Origin of the sequence: Sorangium sp. So ce726, from assembly GCF_051521405.1 — a bacterium.
In the GTDB taxonomy this organism is placed as follows: Bacteria; Myxococcota_A; Polyangia; order Polyangiales; family Polyangiaceae; genus Sorangium.
In genome coordinates this window covers 8236062-8251874 of sequence record NZ_CP150349.1, presented here as the reverse complement: position 1 = coordinate 8251874, position 15813 = coordinate 8236062, and the positions used below count along the sequence as shown (strand labels likewise).

At 70.8% G+C, this 15813-nt stretch carries 10 protein-coding genes; 8 read left to right on the top strand and 2 right to left on the bottom strand.

All coding sequences use genetic code 11. The features are described from left to right. The first annotated feature begins 649 nt into the window (after positions 1-649). Both WME79_RS30530 and WME79_RS30525 read left to right on the top strand, forming a co-directional pair. Entirely contained in the window at positions 650-2251 is a 1602-nt protein-coding gene (locus WME79_RS30530) for a hypothetical protein (RefSeq protein WP_437521996.1), read from the top strand. A gap of 194 nt (positions 2252-2445) precedes the next feature. Then, positions 2446-4890, top strand: a complete 2445-nt coding sequence (locus tag WME79_RS30525; protein WP_437521994.1) for a substrate-binding domain-containing protein — start codon at positions 2446-2448, stop codon at positions 4888-4890. Between the two features lie 23 nt (positions 4891-4913). Here the strand turns inward: WME79_RS30525 and WME79_RS30520 are convergent, their stop codons facing one another. Continuing rightward, positions 4914-5357: a DoxX family protein gene (locus WME79_RS30520; protein ID WP_437521992.1), complete on the bottom strand. Its 444-nt coding sequence runs from the start codon at positions 5355-5357 to the stop codon at positions 4914-4916. Between the two features lie 172 nt (positions 5358-5529). On the opposite strand from WME79_RS30520, the gene WME79_RS30515 reads away from it, so the two are divergent. Further along, a complete protein-coding gene (locus tag WME79_RS30515) occupies positions 5530-6468 on the top strand; it encodes a LysR substrate-binding domain-containing protein (RefSeq protein ID WP_437521991.1) in 939 nt (312 codons plus the stop codon). A gap of 150 nt (positions 6469-6618) precedes the next feature. Then, the gene (locus WME79_RS30510) at positions 6619-7029 is read left to right on the top strand and encodes a hypothetical protein (RefSeq protein ID WP_437521989.1); all 411 of its coding nucleotides are present in this window, start codon (positions 6619-6621) and stop codon (positions 7027-7029) included. 44 nt (positions 7030-7073) lie between these two features. Here the strand turns inward: WME79_RS30510 and WME79_RS30505 are convergent, their stop codons facing one another. Beyond that, positions 7074-8939: a vWA domain-containing protein gene (locus tag WME79_RS30505; protein ID WP_437521987.1), complete on the bottom strand. Its 1866-nt coding sequence runs from the start codon at positions 8937-8939 to the stop codon at positions 7074-7076. Between the two features lie 318 nt (positions 8940-9257). Between WME79_RS30505 and WME79_RS30500 the strand changes: the two genes are divergently transcribed. From WME79_RS30500 to WME79_RS30485, 4 genes are all read left to right on the top strand, one after another. Further along, positions 9258-10472, top strand: a complete 1215-nt coding sequence (locus tag WME79_RS30500) for a hypothetical protein (protein ID WP_437521985.1) — start codon at positions 9258-9260, stop codon at positions 10470-10472. 83 nt (positions 10473-10555) lie between these two features. After that, positions 10556-12253: a DUF1592 domain-containing protein gene (locus tag WME79_RS30495; RefSeq protein WP_437521983.1), complete on the top strand. Its 1698-nt coding sequence runs from the start codon at positions 10556-10558 to the stop codon at positions 12251-12253. A gap of 14 nt (positions 12254-12267) precedes the next feature. Continuing rightward, the gene (locus tag WME79_RS30490) at positions 12268-13863 is read left to right on the top strand and encodes a DUF1552 domain-containing protein (RefSeq protein WP_437521981.1); all 1596 of its coding nucleotides are present in this window, start codon (positions 12268-12270) and stop codon (positions 13861-13863) included. Between the two features lie 226 nt (positions 13864-14089). Continuing rightward, entirely contained in the window at positions 14090-15784 is a 1695-nt protein-coding gene (locus WME79_RS30485; RefSeq protein WP_437521979.1) for a DUF1592 domain-containing protein, read from the top strand. Positions 15785-15813 lie beyond the last annotated feature (29 nt).

Sequence of the window (15813 nt, the reverse complement as noted above, 5' to 3'; positions counted from 1 at the left end):
GCGCTCGCGCTGCCGCCCCCTGCGACGCCGGCCGTGTTGAGCGAGCCGGTCCATGGCGGCGGTCTCTTACAGCAACATGGCATTTGAGCGCCTGGTGGTGGAACTTCGACGTGGGTGACCCCTGAGAGGGGCCAAGCCCTGCGCGTCCGTCGCTTCGCGAGGCAAGAACTCACCCGCATCGTTTGCCGCCAGCCGTGCTCGCCCGGACGCTTCGCCCGCGTACCAGGTCGGCGTGTGCATGTCAACGCTCGCCAGGACCCGCCTGACGAGGGGGCGGACGGTGGTCCTGAGCGCCCCAGACTGCGGCCATCGCGGCGGATCACGAGCGACGGTTCGGCACCGAGAGCTCGTCGCCCAGGGGCTCGTCGCCCAGGGGCGCCTCTGGCGTCGCAGGAGGCCTTGCCGAGCCGCCTGGCCCCCTCACCCGGGGGCCTGCGGGAGGATCCTGGGAATCGTCGCGCGGTGGTGGGTGAGCGAATGTCCGCCATCGATGGCTGTTCTGGTCCGGGGTGCTGGCGTGGTGTCCTGGCCGGCGAGATCTCCGCACAGGACGCTGAGCGCCAGAGGGCGTTCCTCATGCGCCGAGCGGAGATTCTGCCCCATGGCGGGCCGGTTCGCGCGGTAGCGTGGCGAGATGTCGAGACGATGCATGCGAGTCATCTGGTCTTTGGTTCTTGTCACCTTGCCCCAGGGCTGCGTTGGCGAGTCGGGCGGTGAGGTGTCGAGCAGTGGCGGAGGCGCATCGAGCGCGAGCGGGGGAGGGGCGTCGAGCGCGAGCGGCGGCGGAGCGTCGAGCGCGAGCGGGGGAGGGGCGTCGAGCGCGAGCGGGGGAGGGGCGTCGAGCGCGAGCGGCGGTGGAGCGTCGAGCGCGAGCGGCGGTGGAGCGTCGAGCGCGAGCGGCGGTGGAGCGTCGAGCGCGAGCGGGGGAGGGGCGTCGAGCGCGAGCGGCGGCGGAGCGTCGAGCGTGAGCGGCGGAGGTGCGGGCGGGGATCCGGGCCCAGGCACGTGCGGCGTCACCCGCGACCGCATTCGCATCACCCAGGTCGACGTCGGGGGCCGCGTGGTCAACAACGAGGACGAGGCCGCGCTGAAGCCGCTCGTCATCTCGCCGATACCGTCCGGCGGGTCGCGCCTGGCATGGATGAGCGACGACGGGCAGGTCCACGTCCTCGAGCTCGACGCCGATGACAAGGCCGTGGGGCGCTCGTTCGGCTTGCCGGCGAACGACTTCGCCGACCTCTACGCGGACGACGACGGCGGCGTGCTGCTGCTCACCCGCGATGCCGAGGGAGGCGGGACGCTGAATTGCGGCACGCCCTCGAACCTGTGCGGAACGCCGCCGTCCCCTCCGATCGCCTGTCACGACATGTACATGGTCCGCTTCGACGGCGAGCGCGAGACCTGGGCGACGAAGCTCACGAGCTCGAGCGCCGCGCTGCCGCCGTACTCGACGGGACCCACCGGACCCCAGGTGTACATGATCTGGTGGTACGCGCACCACGGCCGCATCGCCTTCGACGGCTCGCGTTATGCGGGCTATTTCGGCGCCGCGATCAGCGTTTCGCAAGGCGGGTGCATCAACATCCATCAGGGCGATCGCATGAAGGTCGTCGACGCGAACGGCGCGCTGCAGAGGGACGGCTTCGACTGGGGCTGCAGCCACAGCGGTTACGAGCGCATCCTCTGGGACGACAGCGCCCGGAAGTTCGTGACGGTGTGCAAGACCGACAACAACAACCGCATCTCCTTCGCGCCGAATTACAAGACCATCTATCCGGTCGATCTCGCCTACTCGAACCTTGGGAACCTCGTCACGGCGGCCGGCGGCGGCTACTGGCTCACGACGAGCAATATCCGCTCGGGCCAGCCGGCGGGCGCGAACGGGCTCGCGGACGTCCGGCTGCTCCACTTCACCGACGGCACGGCGGACAAGGACCTCACGATCGCCAGCGACGCGGGCATGAACCACCGCGCTCCGCACCTGGCCGCCTACGGCCGCTCCCGCATGCTCGCGGCCTGGGAGACCACGACCAGGGCCGGTGATATCGCCCGCAACGACGCGGCGCGCGCGCTGTTCCTACAGACGCGCGACCGCGCCACCGGCGAGGCCGAGGGCGAGCCGCTGGAGGTCGACGTGCTCGGCAATCGTTACCAGGACTTCGTCGCGTTTCCCGACGGGAGCGTGGCCTTCGCCGCGCCCGGCAGCTCGAACACCACGATCCAGGTGCTGCGCATCCTGCCCTGCGAGTAGCGCGCGCCGCGCGGGCGACTCGCCACCTCCGCAACGCCGCGGCGCGCGCCGCGGCGACCTCGGCCGTCGATGGCGGGCCGCGAGCCGGCCCGCACGCCTGGGGAGATGGGCAAATCGACCTTGACAGAACTGTGATTCATCGCGCCTTCTGGACCATCGCGTCGCACGTCGTGACGGCGGATCGAGTGGGACCTATGCGCCATGGAGTGGATCTCTTCGCGACATTGCAGCAGATCGTGCGACGGGCCATGGCGATCGCGCCGCGGGCGCCGCGCGGCAGCCTGCTCCTCTGCGAAGGGCACCGCCTCGTCTACAGGGCACTCGAAGGGTTTGACGCGTTCGCTCGGCAGGGGGTGAGCCTCCCGACCGACGCGGGCCTCGCCACAGAGAGCGGCCCGCGCGCCCCGCGCGCAGCGCCCGAGGCGGCCCGTGGGATGTGCGTTGTCAGTGCACATGCGTGGTATGAAGCGCACCTGCCTCTCGCGATCGCGACAGAGGGGGCCGTGCCCGCCGACGCGGGGGTGCTGGTCGCGCCCGTCGTCGTCCGGGGGGCGCCGGCAGGCTACCTCGCCCTGGAGCAGGCGACCCTCGAGCCTCCGCAGGGCGAGCGCCGCGTGATGCTCGAGGTGTTCCTGGACGCCGCTGGGGCCGCCTTGGAGCGGCACAGGCTCTATGACGAGAAGGCCAGATTGGCACAGGAGATTCGCCTGCTCGAGCAGGTGCTGAACGCGGTGGGCACCACGGTGGAGCCGCGCCACCTGCTGGACACGCTCGCTCACGGCATCAAGAGCGTGCAGATCGACCAGCAATGGGCCTCGGTGGACCTGTGGCTGGTCGAGGACGCCGGCGGGGGAGAGGGCGTCGTGGCCGCTTCAGGCGAGCAGGAAGCCCGCGTGTTCCGGGCCCGGCGGTCGGCCCCCATGACGTACTTCCACACCATGCGCGACGGCGCGGTCGACGCCGCGCGCGGCCTCGGCATCTCCGTGGATTTCCGCGTCGGCCCCGCCGGCGGCCCGGGGGGCCAGCGCGAGATCCTCGAGGACGGCATCCGGCGCGGCGTGGACGGCATCATCATCGCTCCGGGCGCGCCCGAGGAGGCGGAGGAGGGGTTCCGGCGCGCGGCGGAGGCGGACATCCCGGTGGTCGTCGTCGATACGCCGCCGGTGCCGGGAAGCCGGGCCCCGATTTACATCGGCACGGACAACGTGGCGGCGGGCAGGCTCGCGGGCGAGGTGATGCGGCGGCTGCTGCCGAGCGGCGGGGTCGTGGCGCCGCAGCGGCCCACGAAGGACGCGATCAACACGCGCGAGCGCATCGAGGGGTTTTGCGCGGCGATGGAAGGGGCGGAGTTCACCGTGCTGCCCCCCCACGAGGACAGCGACCACGACCAGGAGCTCGGGACGGAGCTCGCGCGGGCGGCCCTCCAGCAGCGGCCGGACATCGCCGGCGCCTTCGGGGTGGCGGGCGGCGGCGGGCCGGCGTGGGGCCGCGCCGCGCGGGAGATCGGCAGGGGCGGAGAGCTCAAGATCGTCGCGTTCGATCTCTTCTCCGCGACGGTCGCGCTGCTCCGTCGGGGCGCGATCCACGCGACGATCGTGCAGCGCGAGTACGACATGGGGTATCGCGCCGCCGAGATCGTCCACCGGATGATCACCCGGGGCGTCGAGCCGACGCTCGCGGAGCTGCCGGCCTCACGCATCATCCATACCGGCGTCGATTGCGTCACCCTCGAGCACACGCCGTGGTCCACGACGCTCAGCGATCACCTCGCGCTCGACGCGGCCCGCCGGGTCGCGAGCCGGCGCGTCGAGTGCAACACCGCTGGCCGGCCGATCGAAGTGCTGTTGATCGGCGTGTCGGCGCGCACGGAGCCCGTCGTCGAGGAGCGTGTGTCCTTCTCGCCGCGCTCGCTGGTCGGCCGTATTCTCGATGCCGGCCGCCCGCTCGCGATCGATCCGGCCGGGCACGACGGCCGAGAGGACGCCTCGCTCCTCCGCGGGCACGCCGGCGCGCGGACGCTCGTCGGGGTGCCGCTGCGGGCGCGAGGCAGCGTGGTCGGCGTCCTCGTCCTGAGCAGCGAGCGTGAGGACGCCTGCGGGAGCGACGACGTGCCGTTCCTCGAGCGCGTGGCCGGCACCGCGGCCGTGGCCATCGAGAACGCCCGGCTGTTCAGCCGGATCTCCGAGCGGACCCTCGACCTGGAGCGGGCCAACGAGCTCCAGGAGTCGATGCTCCGGACGATCCATGAGCTGTCGAGCCCCGTGGTGCCGATCGCCGATGGAATCCTGGTGATGCCCGTGGTGGGCACGATGGACGCCCAGCGCTCGAGCCGCTTCATCGCGTCGCTGCTGAAGGAGATCCACGAGCACGACGCGCAGGTGGTGCTGATCGACGTCACGGGGATGGCGGTGGTCGACGCCACGGCGGCGAACCAGCTTGTCCGGGCGGCGCAGGCGGCGGCGCTGCTCGGCGCGGAGGCGGTGCTCGTCGGCGTGACCGCAGGAGCGGCGCAGATGATGGTCGCCCAGGGCCTGGACGTCGGCGCGATGGTCACGCACGTCGACCTGGCGCGCGGCTTCCGGTACGCCCTGGCGAAGACCGGCGGCCGCATCCTTTATCAGGGCTCACCGCGGCGGTGACGGCGGCCGACCGGGCGGGCGGCTCAAGCCGCGCTCTCGACCGGCCGGAGCTTGCTCTGCTCCGCGCCGGCGCTCGCGTCGACGCGCGCGGCGAGCATCGGGCGGAACGCGGCGCGGTACGCGAAGGCGAGGTAGAGCTCGATGGCGAGGATGAACCACGCGAGCGGGTTCCCCGGCGCGAGGAAGGTGTGGAAGGCGACGATGTTCACGATGATGGGCGCGAGGAGCGCGAGCGCGAGGGGCACATAGCGGTTCGAGAGCAACAGCGCGCCTGCGACGACCTCGGTCCCCTTGATGAGCGGGAACATGTACCCGGTCGCCGCGAGCGCGCCCGCGAAGCTGGCCGCGGCCTCAGGAGCCGGGGGCTGCGGCAGGAACTGCAAGAAGCCGTTGAGCCCGAACACGAAGAACACGAGCCCTTGCAGGATGCGGGCGGCGGTGGGGGCGAAACGCTTGACGTTGTTCATGATGAGCCTCGCTGAGGTGTGGCGGGCTCTCCCGATCGGAGCGCCCACGCCTTTCCTGATGCGCCCTCGCGGCGCCCGGTGCTATCGTGCAACGGCTCAACTCAACGTTGCGCTGGCGCAACCTGGCGAGAGCCCCCCGAACGACGCCGCCCGCCTCTCGTGAGGTCCTACCATGCCCAGCCCCCGCGCGGCAGCCCGAGCACGCCCTACCCGGGCGCCCCAGCTCGATGAGATCGCCGCGTTCGCCAGGGTGGCGGAGCTGGGCTCGTTCACCGCCGCGGCGGAGCAGCTCGGGGTCCCGAAATCGACGGTGAGCCGCGCGGTGACGCGGCTCGAGGACGGCCTCAAGGTGCGTCTCCTCCAGCGGTCGCCGCGCGCCGTGGCGCTGACCGACGCGGGCCGTCGCTTCTTCGGCGACGTGGCGCCCCACATCGCCGGTCTCCGCGACGCGGCGCAGGCGCTGGACGCCTATCAAGGGCAGCCTCAGGGCACGATACGGCTGAGCGCTCCCCCGGATGGCGGGGAGTCTTTCCTCGGAGAGATGCTCGTCGAATTTGGCGCGCGTTACCCGCTGCTGTCGATCGAGGTCGACATGTCCACGCGCCGGGTGGACCTCTTGCGCGAGGGCTTCGACGTGGCGCTCCGGGCGACGCGCGAGCTCCCGGACTCCTCGCTGGTCGTGCGCAAGCTGCTCGACTCCTACGTGCAGCTCTTCGCTGCGCCGGCGTACCTCGCGCGCCGCGGCCTGCCCCGCGGGTTCGAAGAGCTCGCCGACCACGAGCGGGTGGTGTTCCTCCCGAGCGCCCGGCGCGGACAGCAACCCGTCGACGGCCCCCGCGCGGTGCGCGACGCGATGGCGACAGGGCGCATCGCGACCGACGACTTCCAGCTCATCCGCTCGGTGCTCCGGGCGGGGGGCGGTATCGGGCCGCTCCCGCGCGTCCTCGCCGCGCCCGAGCTGGCGAGCGGGCGCCTTGTCCACGTGCTGCCGGAGTGGTCGCAGCGCGCAGGGACGCTGTACCTCGTCTATCCCAGCGCGCGGCACGTGCCGCGGAACGTGGCGGTGTTCCGCGACTTCGTCCTTACCTGGGTGAAGCGGCTCGCGTGCTAGGGCAGCACGCGCCTGGTCCGCTCGACCTCGGCCGCCTGGCTCAGGGCGCTCCGCGCGTCAGCTGGTGAGGCGGCCAACGGCCGCCAAGCGCTTCTGCGGACCCGCGCGGCGCGGGCGCTCGCGCCGCGCGCTACAATGGGCGCGGTGTTCATGAGGGAGGTCCTGCGCAACGCGCACTTCGTCGTTGGCGTAGATCACGCAGCGAAGCTCGTGAGGATCACGCGGTCCGCGGAGCCATTCGATTCCATCGAGCAGATCGAGCAGAAGTGTCGGGAGGTCACCGCGGCGCTCGCCCCGGTGGATCGGACGGCGATGTCGCTGCTCCTCGACATCCGCGCGGCCCCGGGGCGAAACGATCCGAAGTTCGAAGAGGCGACGCTGCGGCTGCGGACGGCCTCGGTGCGCGGCTTCGAGCGCATTGGCGTCCTGGTGCAGACCCCCGCCGGGGCGCTGCAGGTCCGGCGCCATAACCGCGAGGACGGCGTCGACCGGTTGATCAGCGACGACGAAAGCGAGCTGCTCACCTACCTCGCCGAAGCGCTGCCGCCGCGCCGCCGCTGACCGCGGCCAGGGGGCGGCCGCGCGCCCCGCCTCGGCGGGGGCGCTCAGGGGCTCGGTGCCTGGTTGTCGATCATCCTCTGGAGGGTCGCGGCGATCTCGAGGAGATCGGCGTCCGCGCCGGTCGTGTTCGCGGCGAGGACTGTCTCCCGGGCGGCGGAGAGCGCGCTCGCGCGCTCTCCGGGGCCGAGCTCGGCGAGCTGCTTGAGGGCCTCGGCATACGCGATGATCGCCGCCGCCTTCGTGAGGTTGCCGTCGTCGATCCCGAGCCCTCCGAGCGTGGTTTGCTGCACGGCCTCCTTGGCCTCGCCGGTCGTCGCGTCGCGCCAGGTGACGCGGACCTGATAAGGGTCGTTCGCGCTCGGCAGCGACGGGTCGCACGGGCGGAGGATCTGATACAGCATCATCGAGTCGCTCGGGGCGAGGTGCTGCGTGCGCACCTTGGCCGGATCAGGCGAGTACTCCTCTCCATAGAATTTCTGGATGCCGAAGTACGCCGGGAGCGTCAGCTCGATCCTCACGTCGCGCGCGGCGACGAGGACCGTCTCGGCGAACCGGTCGACGAAGACGCGCCTCGCCTCGTCGGCGCTGTCGAGATAGACATACGCGCCGCGGCCGGCGTCGGTGACCACGTCCATGAGCGTGTCGTTCACGCCGTCGCCGACGCCGACGCCGACGAGGTAGATGCCTTCTCCGTCCGCGTCCTCGGCGTTCCCTCCGATGAGCTCTTCCTCGGTCACCCCGACGTTGGCCTGTCCATCGCTGATCAGCACGACGCGGTTGATGCCGCCCGCGGTCCTGTGCGTGTTGGCGAGCGCGTACCCCGCGGCGAGGCCGCTGTTCAGATCGGTGCCTCCGTCGGCCTCGATCGCGCTCGCGACCTCGAGCAGGACGGGGTCGTCGGGGCCCGAGACGACGTGGCCTTCGAGCACGGGGCTCTGCCCTGTATTCCACGTGACCGCGTTCACGACGTCGCCCTCGATGAGCGTCGACGCGATGGCCCGGACGGCCGCCCTCTCGAGCTCGATCGGCTCTCCCGACATCGATCCCGACGTGTCGAGCACCAGCGTGATCGTCATGGGCTCGCGCGCGGCGGGCGCCCGGCTCGACTGCACCGCGATCTGGAGCGCCAGATCGCCCGTGAGCACGCAGGAGCCGAGCTGCGATACGATCGAGAGCTCTCCCGGCTCGGCCGGGGCGAACGAGTACCGGTAGTAATTGAGGAACTCGTGCGTGCGGATGACATAGGGGTCGACCAGCGGCGCGCCGCGCTCGATCTGGCGGCGGACGATGACCGGAGATGCCATCGAGTTCGAGTCGTCCGACGAGAGGTACAGCGTGAGCGGCGTGGAGAGGTTGACCCCCGCGCACGAGCCGCCGCTGGCCTGCGGCGCGAGCCGGGGCCCGGCGTCCCGCGAGCTGCCGGCCCCGCTGCCCGTCGTTGTGCTGCCGGCGGTTGTCGCGCCGCCCGCGCCGCCGCCGCCGCTGGCCGAACTGCTGCTGCCGCCCTCGTCGCCGCATCCGCCCCCGGAGCCGCCACCGCCGCCGGCCCCGCCTTCGGCGCACCCGCCCCCGGAGCCGCCGCTGCCGTCCACGGCACCCCCGCTGCCCCCGGCGCCCCCTTCGCCAACGGGAGGCTCACCCGGTGGCTCGGTGTTGGGGTCCGTGGAGCCGCCGCTCGAGCTCGAGCCCGTGCTCGATCCCGCGCCCGTGCTCGTGCCCAAGCCGTCGCCCGCCACCGGGTCGCGGCCGGAGCCGTCCCCCTCGCGGGTCGCGCCGCCGCCGCAGATCGCCGCCGGCGCCTCGCCCAGCTGGAGCGGCTCGTGTGGCGGCGCGTCGCTCGACGAGGAGCAGGCGATCGACAACGAGGCGGGGATGATGAGAGCGAGCGCTGTACGCTGAAACTGTGCCATGAACACCTCCACGGGCCGTGCGCTCTCGCACGGATGGTGCCAGGGAATTCGTCAATTATTCCGGCGATGGACACCTCGTTGCGCCACGGTGTTCGGCTCATAGTGGCCTGAATCGATTCGAGGTGTGCCAATGTGCGATGGGCGCGTCCGCTGCGCGCCGGCGATGAGGATGCGCCGAGCGCCCTCGCGGCTCTGGGCCACGCGGAGGCGCCGCTGGGGCCGGGATCGCGCTCGAGAAGCGCACGGCGATGACCGCAATGCCGCCGCGGGCGATGGCTCGGTGTACCCTCCCGCGCCGTGCGTGCGTTCGAGAGTGCCGTGCTCCACCCGCGCTGGCTCGCAGCTGTCGTCGTGCTCGCCGGCGCCCTGACCGGGGGTGACGCCTGGGCGGAGGTCCAGCGCCTGCGCATCGCGTACGAGGCGCACGACGGCTGTCCCGACGCCGCGGCGTTCCTGCGCGAGGTGACCGCGCGCACGGACCTCGCCCGCGCCGCCGCGGCGGACGAAGCGGCGCTCGACGTGCGCGTGCGCATCACCTCGAGCGGGGGCAGGAGCCGTGGCCGGATCACGCTCGGCAGGGGCGAGGACGCGCGCGTCCGCGAGGTCGACGGCTCGACGTGCGGCGAGGTCGTCGCGGCCCTCGCGCTCATCACGGCCCTCCGGGTCGACCCCACCGCGTCTCTCGATCCGCAACCGCCGGCCGTTGGGCCGCGCTCGTCCGAGGCTCCGGATGCCGGCGGGGCTCCAGCGCCCGCCGTGGATCCCGCAGCCGCCCCGCCACCCGCCGCGGATCCCACCGCTCCTGCGCAGCCGGCCGGGGCCGCGCAATCCGCGGAGGCCGGCGTCCCCGGCGGCGCAGCGCCGGGTGCGGGGAGCCCGCCGCAGCTGCCCGCGCCGCCGCCCGCTGCCTTGCCGGCACCTGCCGCGCGCCCCGCGACCGCGCCGATCCGCCTGCCGTCACCGGTCGCGGGGGCGTCGCGCTCTCCGCAGCCGCGATGGCCCGTGGAGCGCCCGTGGACGCTCGGCGTCCAGGGAAGCGCGGCGTCCGGGGTCGCCCCCGAGGCGCTGCTCGGCGGGGGGCCCTTCGTCGAGCTGCGCGCCGATCTGGGCCTCGGCGCGGCCTTCCGCGTCGCTGCCGAGGTGGCCGCCACCGGCGAGGTCGATGCCGGGCCGGGCGGCGCCCGCTTCGTGCGCGGGATCGGCCGGCTCGACGCCTGCGCGGACCTCTTCCGTCCGGCACGCCGGCTCTCGCTCGGGCCCTGCGTGGGCGCGGAGGGCGGCTTCCTTCACGGCAGCGGGCTGGTCGGCGAGGCGATCTCCGACGTGGAGGAGGGCACCGTCCCCTGGGCCAGCCTCGGGCTCCTCGCGCGCGTCACCGCCTCGCTCGGGTCCCTCGTGCGGGTCGACGCGCAAGGTGGACCGGAATTTCCGCTGGTGCGGCGATCGTTCGTTTTCGAGCACCCCGCGCAGCTCATCCACGAGGTCCCCGCGGTCACGTGGACGCTCCGGGTCGGCGCCGGCCTCTCGCTCTGATCACCGGCCGCAGGGAGCGACGCGCGACGAAATTGTGATCCCGGGGGAGAGCCTCGGAGATTGCTACGGCGGGAGGCTTGGTCATGAGGCTCTTGAAAGCCGTACCTTCACTCGGTTTCTTCTCGGTGCTCTCGCTCATCGTCGCTGGGTGTGAGATCACGATCTTGGGGGACGACAACGGCGGTAGCGGTGGAGCCGGCGGCGGCAGCGTTGGCCACGGCTCCACGGTCAGCGTCGGGGAGGGCCCAGGCAGCGGCGGGGGGGATCCCTGCTTCCCCGGCGTCCCGGTGAGTTCCCAGATCCCGCGCCTGCTCAACCGGGAGTACGACGCGGCGGTGCGGGATCTGCTCGGTGTGACGGCGCTGGCGATGGCCGGCAACGGCCCGCCGTCGACGCTCCTCGCCCCCGACTTCGAGGGGGACATGACGGGTGTCGCATGGAACGCCTACCTCGCGGTCGCCGAGCAGATCGCCGCCGAGGTGATCGCCGGGCCGAACAGGTCCAGGTTCGTCAGCTGCGATCCGGCGGCGTCCGGGTGCTTCGAAGAGACGATCATCGACTTCGGGCGCAAGGCCTTCCGTCGTCCTCTGCTCGAAGAAGAGGTGCAGAGCTTCCTGCGGCTCACCGCGGTGGAGCCCCAGGGCACGCCCGACGAGATCGCCGAGGCCATCCTCTTCACCTTCCTCGCCTCGCCCTCGTTCATCCTGCGCCCCGAGCTGGCGGAGGAGGCAGAGGGAAGCGCCGTCAAGCTCTCCAGCTACGAAGTGGCGGCGAGGCTCTCGTTCCTCCTCTGGGACTCCGTTCCAGATGACATCCTGAACGCCGCGGCCGACGCTGGCCAGCTCGCCACCAAGGAGCAGATCTTGGCGCAGGCGCAGCGGATGATCCAGATCCGCGAGAAGACGGCGCCGGTCGTCGTCGCCTTCCACCGTGATTACGCGGACATTCGCCAGGGCTCGCACTGGGGAGTCCACGATCACGACACGACCGCGTACCCCGACTATTCCCCGGACGCGGTCGCTCCCATGATGTCAGAGATGGACGCCCTCTTCGAGGAGGTGGCGTTCGAAGGGGGGTCCTTCGAGGACCTTTTCCTGAGCAACGTCGCCTTCGTCAACGAGGACACCGCGGCGCTCTATGGGCTCGATCCAGCGAATTTCGGCGCGGAGCTGACGCGGGTGGAGCTCGACCCGACCGAGCGGCCGGGGTTCTTGACCCGCGTCGGGTTCTTGAGCTCCTACTCGTCCTACGCCTCCACGAGCCCGATCCTCCGGGGCGCGTTCATCTCGAGGCTGATCGGGATCAACCTGCCGCCGCCGCCTCCCGTGGAGCCGTCGGTCGTCCCGGGCGACTACACCACGCAACGCCGGCGCGTCGAGGCGCTGACCTCCCCGGCGGTGTGCGCCGGGTGCCACGTCCCTTACATCAATCCGCCGGGCTTCGTGCTCGAGAGGTACAACGCCGTCGGCCAGGTGCAGACCACCGATCCGCTCGGCGGCCCCATCGATGGAACCGCCGACGTCCACTTCAACATGGATGTCACCGAGACGATCGAGACACCGCTCGAGTTGATGAACGAGATCGCCGTTGCTCGGGCGGCCCAGCACCACTATGCCGAGCGGTGGGTCACCTTCGCCACCGGGCGGCAGCCGAACCCGAACGACATCTGCGACGTCGATGAGCTCGACGCCAAGCTGTCTGCCGACGGTTACACCATCCTCGACCTGCTCGCCGATCTTACCCAGGCCGATTCGTTCCGTCTGCGCGTCCGCGGAAACTGAGGTGAGAATACGCCATGACGAAGAACCTGACCCGAAGGGGGTTCCTCCGAGGCCTGGGCGGAGCCCTTGTCGCCGCGCCGTTCCTGGGCTCCGTCGCGGAGCGCGTCGCGGAGGCGCAGTCGAGCGGCGCCGCGAGCCCGAAGCGGCTGATCGGGTTCTTCACGCACCATGGTTGCCTGACGAACCGGTGGTTCCCGAGCAAGTCCCACGGCGCCTTGACCGCCGCCGATTACGAGGCGACGACGCTCAAGCACCTCGCCCCCTTCGCGTCCAAGCTCCTGATGCCCCGCGGCATCCGGGCGATGAACGAGTGGAGCTTCACGCGGGACTACGGTCAGAGCACCGACCCCCACGCTCAGGTCATGGGATCGTATTTCACCTGTCACCCGGTGACGCCCGAGGACGCCAAGTTCAACGCCAGACCGACCGGTCGATCGCTGGATCACTTCTGTGCGGAGCAGGTCAACCCGGGCGGCGCGGATCCCCTCATGATGCACGTCGGCGGGGCAGCCAGTGACGCCGTGGAATGTTTTTCGTACTCCGCACCCGGCGTGGCGTTTCGGGGAGTCGGCAATCCGACAGCGATCTTCACTACCCTCACGGGCCTCTTCGGCCAGGGATCCATGTCGCCGGACACGTACAAGGTGGCCCGCGGCAAGAGCGTCATCGACATCGTGCGAGACGACCTGGCGAGGCTCCAGCGGGTCGACATGAGCCGGTCGGACAGGCAAAAGCTCTCTGCCTGGGTGGAGCTCCTCCACCAGACGACGGGCGCGGTCAGGGCCCAGTGCTCCGCGGAGATCGCGGCCGCGCTCGGCTTGACGTCCGCGTCCGTGCAGGCGGCGGGGCAGAGCGACGGGCTCCGCAGCGACCTGTCCAAGTGCACGAACGTCATGCTGGACCTCGCGGTGCTCGCGGCCCTCTGCGACCAGAGCCGCGTCGTCTTCACGAAGTTTCCCTCGATAATAACCTTCAGGTGGGACGGCATCAGTCATACAACGGACTCCGATGGCCTATCCCACCGCACTGGCAGCCCGTCCATGGGCGGGACATGTTATCCCGGTGTGAATGACAGGCTTCATGAGATCGACGACTGGTATGCGAAGAAGTTCGCCTACCTCGTCGGTCGGCTCGACAGCATCGAGGAGGGCGACGGGACGGTCCTCGACAACACCGCGACCGTCTGGTTTCAGGAATGCTCGGACGGCAACAGCATCAACCTCAACAACCTTCCGATCCTCCAGGCGGGGAGCTGCGGAGGCTACTTCAAGGTGGGGCAGGCCGTGAACGTGGAGGACGGCAGGGCGGACATGACCCGCGGCAACAGCGAGGGTGTTTGCGGACCGGGCGACACGGAGTTCGGGTACGATGAAGTCGAGAGCACCGGGACTCCGCCGCAACTCGCCACGCAGCCGATCAACAAGTACTTCTGCAACTTGATGAACGCCATTGGAGTGAAGGCCGGTGCGGACGGCTTCCCGGCGATAGGTGGCACGAGCGAGGTGACGCACTTCGGCAAGTACGACGATACCAAGCTCTTCGCCGACCCGAACAACCCACCGAGCATCAAGGACCCGGGAGAGTTCCAGGCGCTTCGCGCGAACGGCTGAGGTTCGCCGCTCCTCGCAGGGGACGCTCCCGCCGCCGTTCAAGCAGAGCGCCCGGCGGCGGGGCGCGGCGCTCGACGCGACGCGGCGCTTCCTCGAGGCGCGCCCGAGCAGGCCCCACGCTGGCCGCATCGACCGACCGCATCGAAGCGGGCGCCGGGCCGACGTGCGCGACGAAATTGTGATCGCGGGGAAGCCACCCGGGGATTCTACGCCGGGAGGCTTTGTCATGAGGCTCTTGCGCGCCGTGTCCTCGCTCTGCTGCTTCGCGGCGCTCTCGCTCGTCGCCTCTGGGTGCGGGATCACGATCCTGGGCAAGGGCACCGACCGCGACGAGCAGAGCGGCGGTGGCAGCGGCACCGCAGCCGGCGTCGGGGGGGGATCGGGCGTCGGAGGGGGGGACTCCTGCTTGCCCAGCATCCCGGTGACGTCCCAGATCCCGCGCCTGCTCAACCGGCAGTACGACGCGGTGGTGCGGGATCTGCTCGGCGTGGCGACGCTGGAGAGCGCCGGCAACCTCCCACCGTCTGCGCTCCTCGTCGCCGACTTCGACGGGGACATGACAGATAGCGCATGGAGCGGCTATCTCGCGGCCGCCGAACACCTCGCCGCCGAGGTGATGGGCGGGCCGAACAAGCCCAGGTTCCTCGCCTGCGATCCTGCGGCGTCCAGGTGCCTGGAAGAGACGATCATCGCCTTTGGTCGCAGGGCCTTCCGCCGTCCTCTGCTCGAAGAAGAGGTGCAGAGCCTGCTGCGGCTCACCGCAGTGGAGCCCCAGGGCACGCCCGAAGAGATCGCCGAGGCCATCCTCTTCGCCTTCCTCGCTTCGCCCTCGTTCATCATGCGCCCTGAGCTGGCGCAGGAGCCCGAAGGAGCCGCGATCAAGCTCTCCAGCTACGAGGTGGCGGCGAGGCTCTCGTTCCTGCTCTGGGATTCCGTGCCGGATGAGGCCCTGGACGCCGCGGCCGACGCTGGCCAGCTCGCCACCAAGGAGCAGATCCTGGCGCAAGCGCAGCGGATGATCCAGGACCGCGAAAAGACGGCGCCGGTCGTGGCCCAGTTCCATCGTGTCTATGCGGACATTCGCCCGGGTTCGCGCTGGGGAGCGGTCGAACACGACACGACCCGGTTCCCCGACTACTCCCCGGACATGGTTGCTCCCATGATGGCAGAGATGGACGCCCTCTTCGAGGAGGTGGCGTTCGAGGGGGGGTCGTTCGAGGACCTCTTCCTGAGCAACGTCGGTTACGTCAATCAGGACACCGCTCCGCTCTATGGGCTCAATGCGGCGGACTACGGCGCGGATCTGACGCGGGTGGAGCTCGATCCGAACGAGCGGCCGGGTTTCTTGACCCGCGTCGGGTTCTTGAGCTCCTACTCGCGTTACGACGCCACGAACCCGATCCTTCGGGGCGCCTTCGTCGCCACCAGGCTGCTCGGGCTCAGCCTGGCGCCCGTGCCCGGCGCGAGCGAGACGCCGCGGCCTGCGGGCCCGTTCTCCACGGAGCGTGAGGCTGTCGAGGCGCTGACCTCCACCGCGGAGTGCGCCGGATGCCACAGCACGTACATCAACCCGCCGGGCTTCGTGCTCGAGAGGTACGACGCCGTCGGCAAGGTGCAGACCATCGATCCGCTCGGCGGCCCCATCGACGGGACCGCCGACGTCACCTTTGGCGCCGACGACGTCAAGAAGATCACGTCACCCATCGACCTGATGAACGAGCTCGCGGTCGATCCGGGCGCCAGGCGCCATTATGCCGAGCGGTGGGTCGCCTTTGCCACTGGGCGGGCGCCAAACGAGAGCGACGCCTGTGACGTCGACGGGCTCAGCGCCAACCTGTCTGCCGACGGCTATACCATTCTCGATCTGCTCGCCGATCTCACCCAGACGGACTCTTTCCGCCTGCGCATCACCGGGAACTGAGGAGGGAATGCGATAGGGCGAAGAGTCTG

Coding starts and splice junctions, on each gene's coding strand:
- WME79_RS30525 (WP_437521994.1), top strand. CDS start 2,446: ATGCGCCATGGAGTGGATCTCTTCGCGACATTGCAGCAGATCGTGCGA.
- WME79_RS30515 (WP_437521991.1), top strand. CDS start 5,530: ATGCCCAGCCCCCGCGCGGCAGCCCGAGCACGCCCTACCCGGGCGCCC.
- WME79_RS30530 (WP_437521996.1), top strand. CDS start 650: ATGCGAGTCATCTGGTCTTTGGTTCTTGTCACCTTGCCCCAGGGCTGC.
- WME79_RS30490 (WP_437521981.1), top strand. CDS start 12,268: ATGACGAAGAACCTGACCCGAAGGGGGTTCCTCCGAGGCCTGGGCGGA.
- WME79_RS30495 (WP_437521983.1), top strand. CDS start 10,556: ATGAGGCTCTTGAAAGCCGTACCTTCACTCGGTTTCTTCTCGGTGCTC.
- WME79_RS30505 (WP_437521987.1), bottom strand. CDS start 8,939: ATGGCACAGTTTCAGCGTACAGCGCTCGCTCTCATCATCCCCGCCTCG.
- WME79_RS30520 (WP_437521992.1), bottom strand. CDS start 5,357: ATGAACAACGTCAAGCGTTTCGCCCCCACCGCCGCCCGCATCCTGCAA.
- WME79_RS30510 (WP_437521989.1), top strand. CDS start 6,619: ATGAGGGAGGTCCTGCGCAACGCGCACTTCGTCGTTGGCGTAGATCAC.
- WME79_RS30485 (WP_437521979.1), top strand. CDS start 14,090: ATGAGGCTCTTGCGCGCCGTGTCCTCGCTCTGCTGCTTCGCGGCGCTC.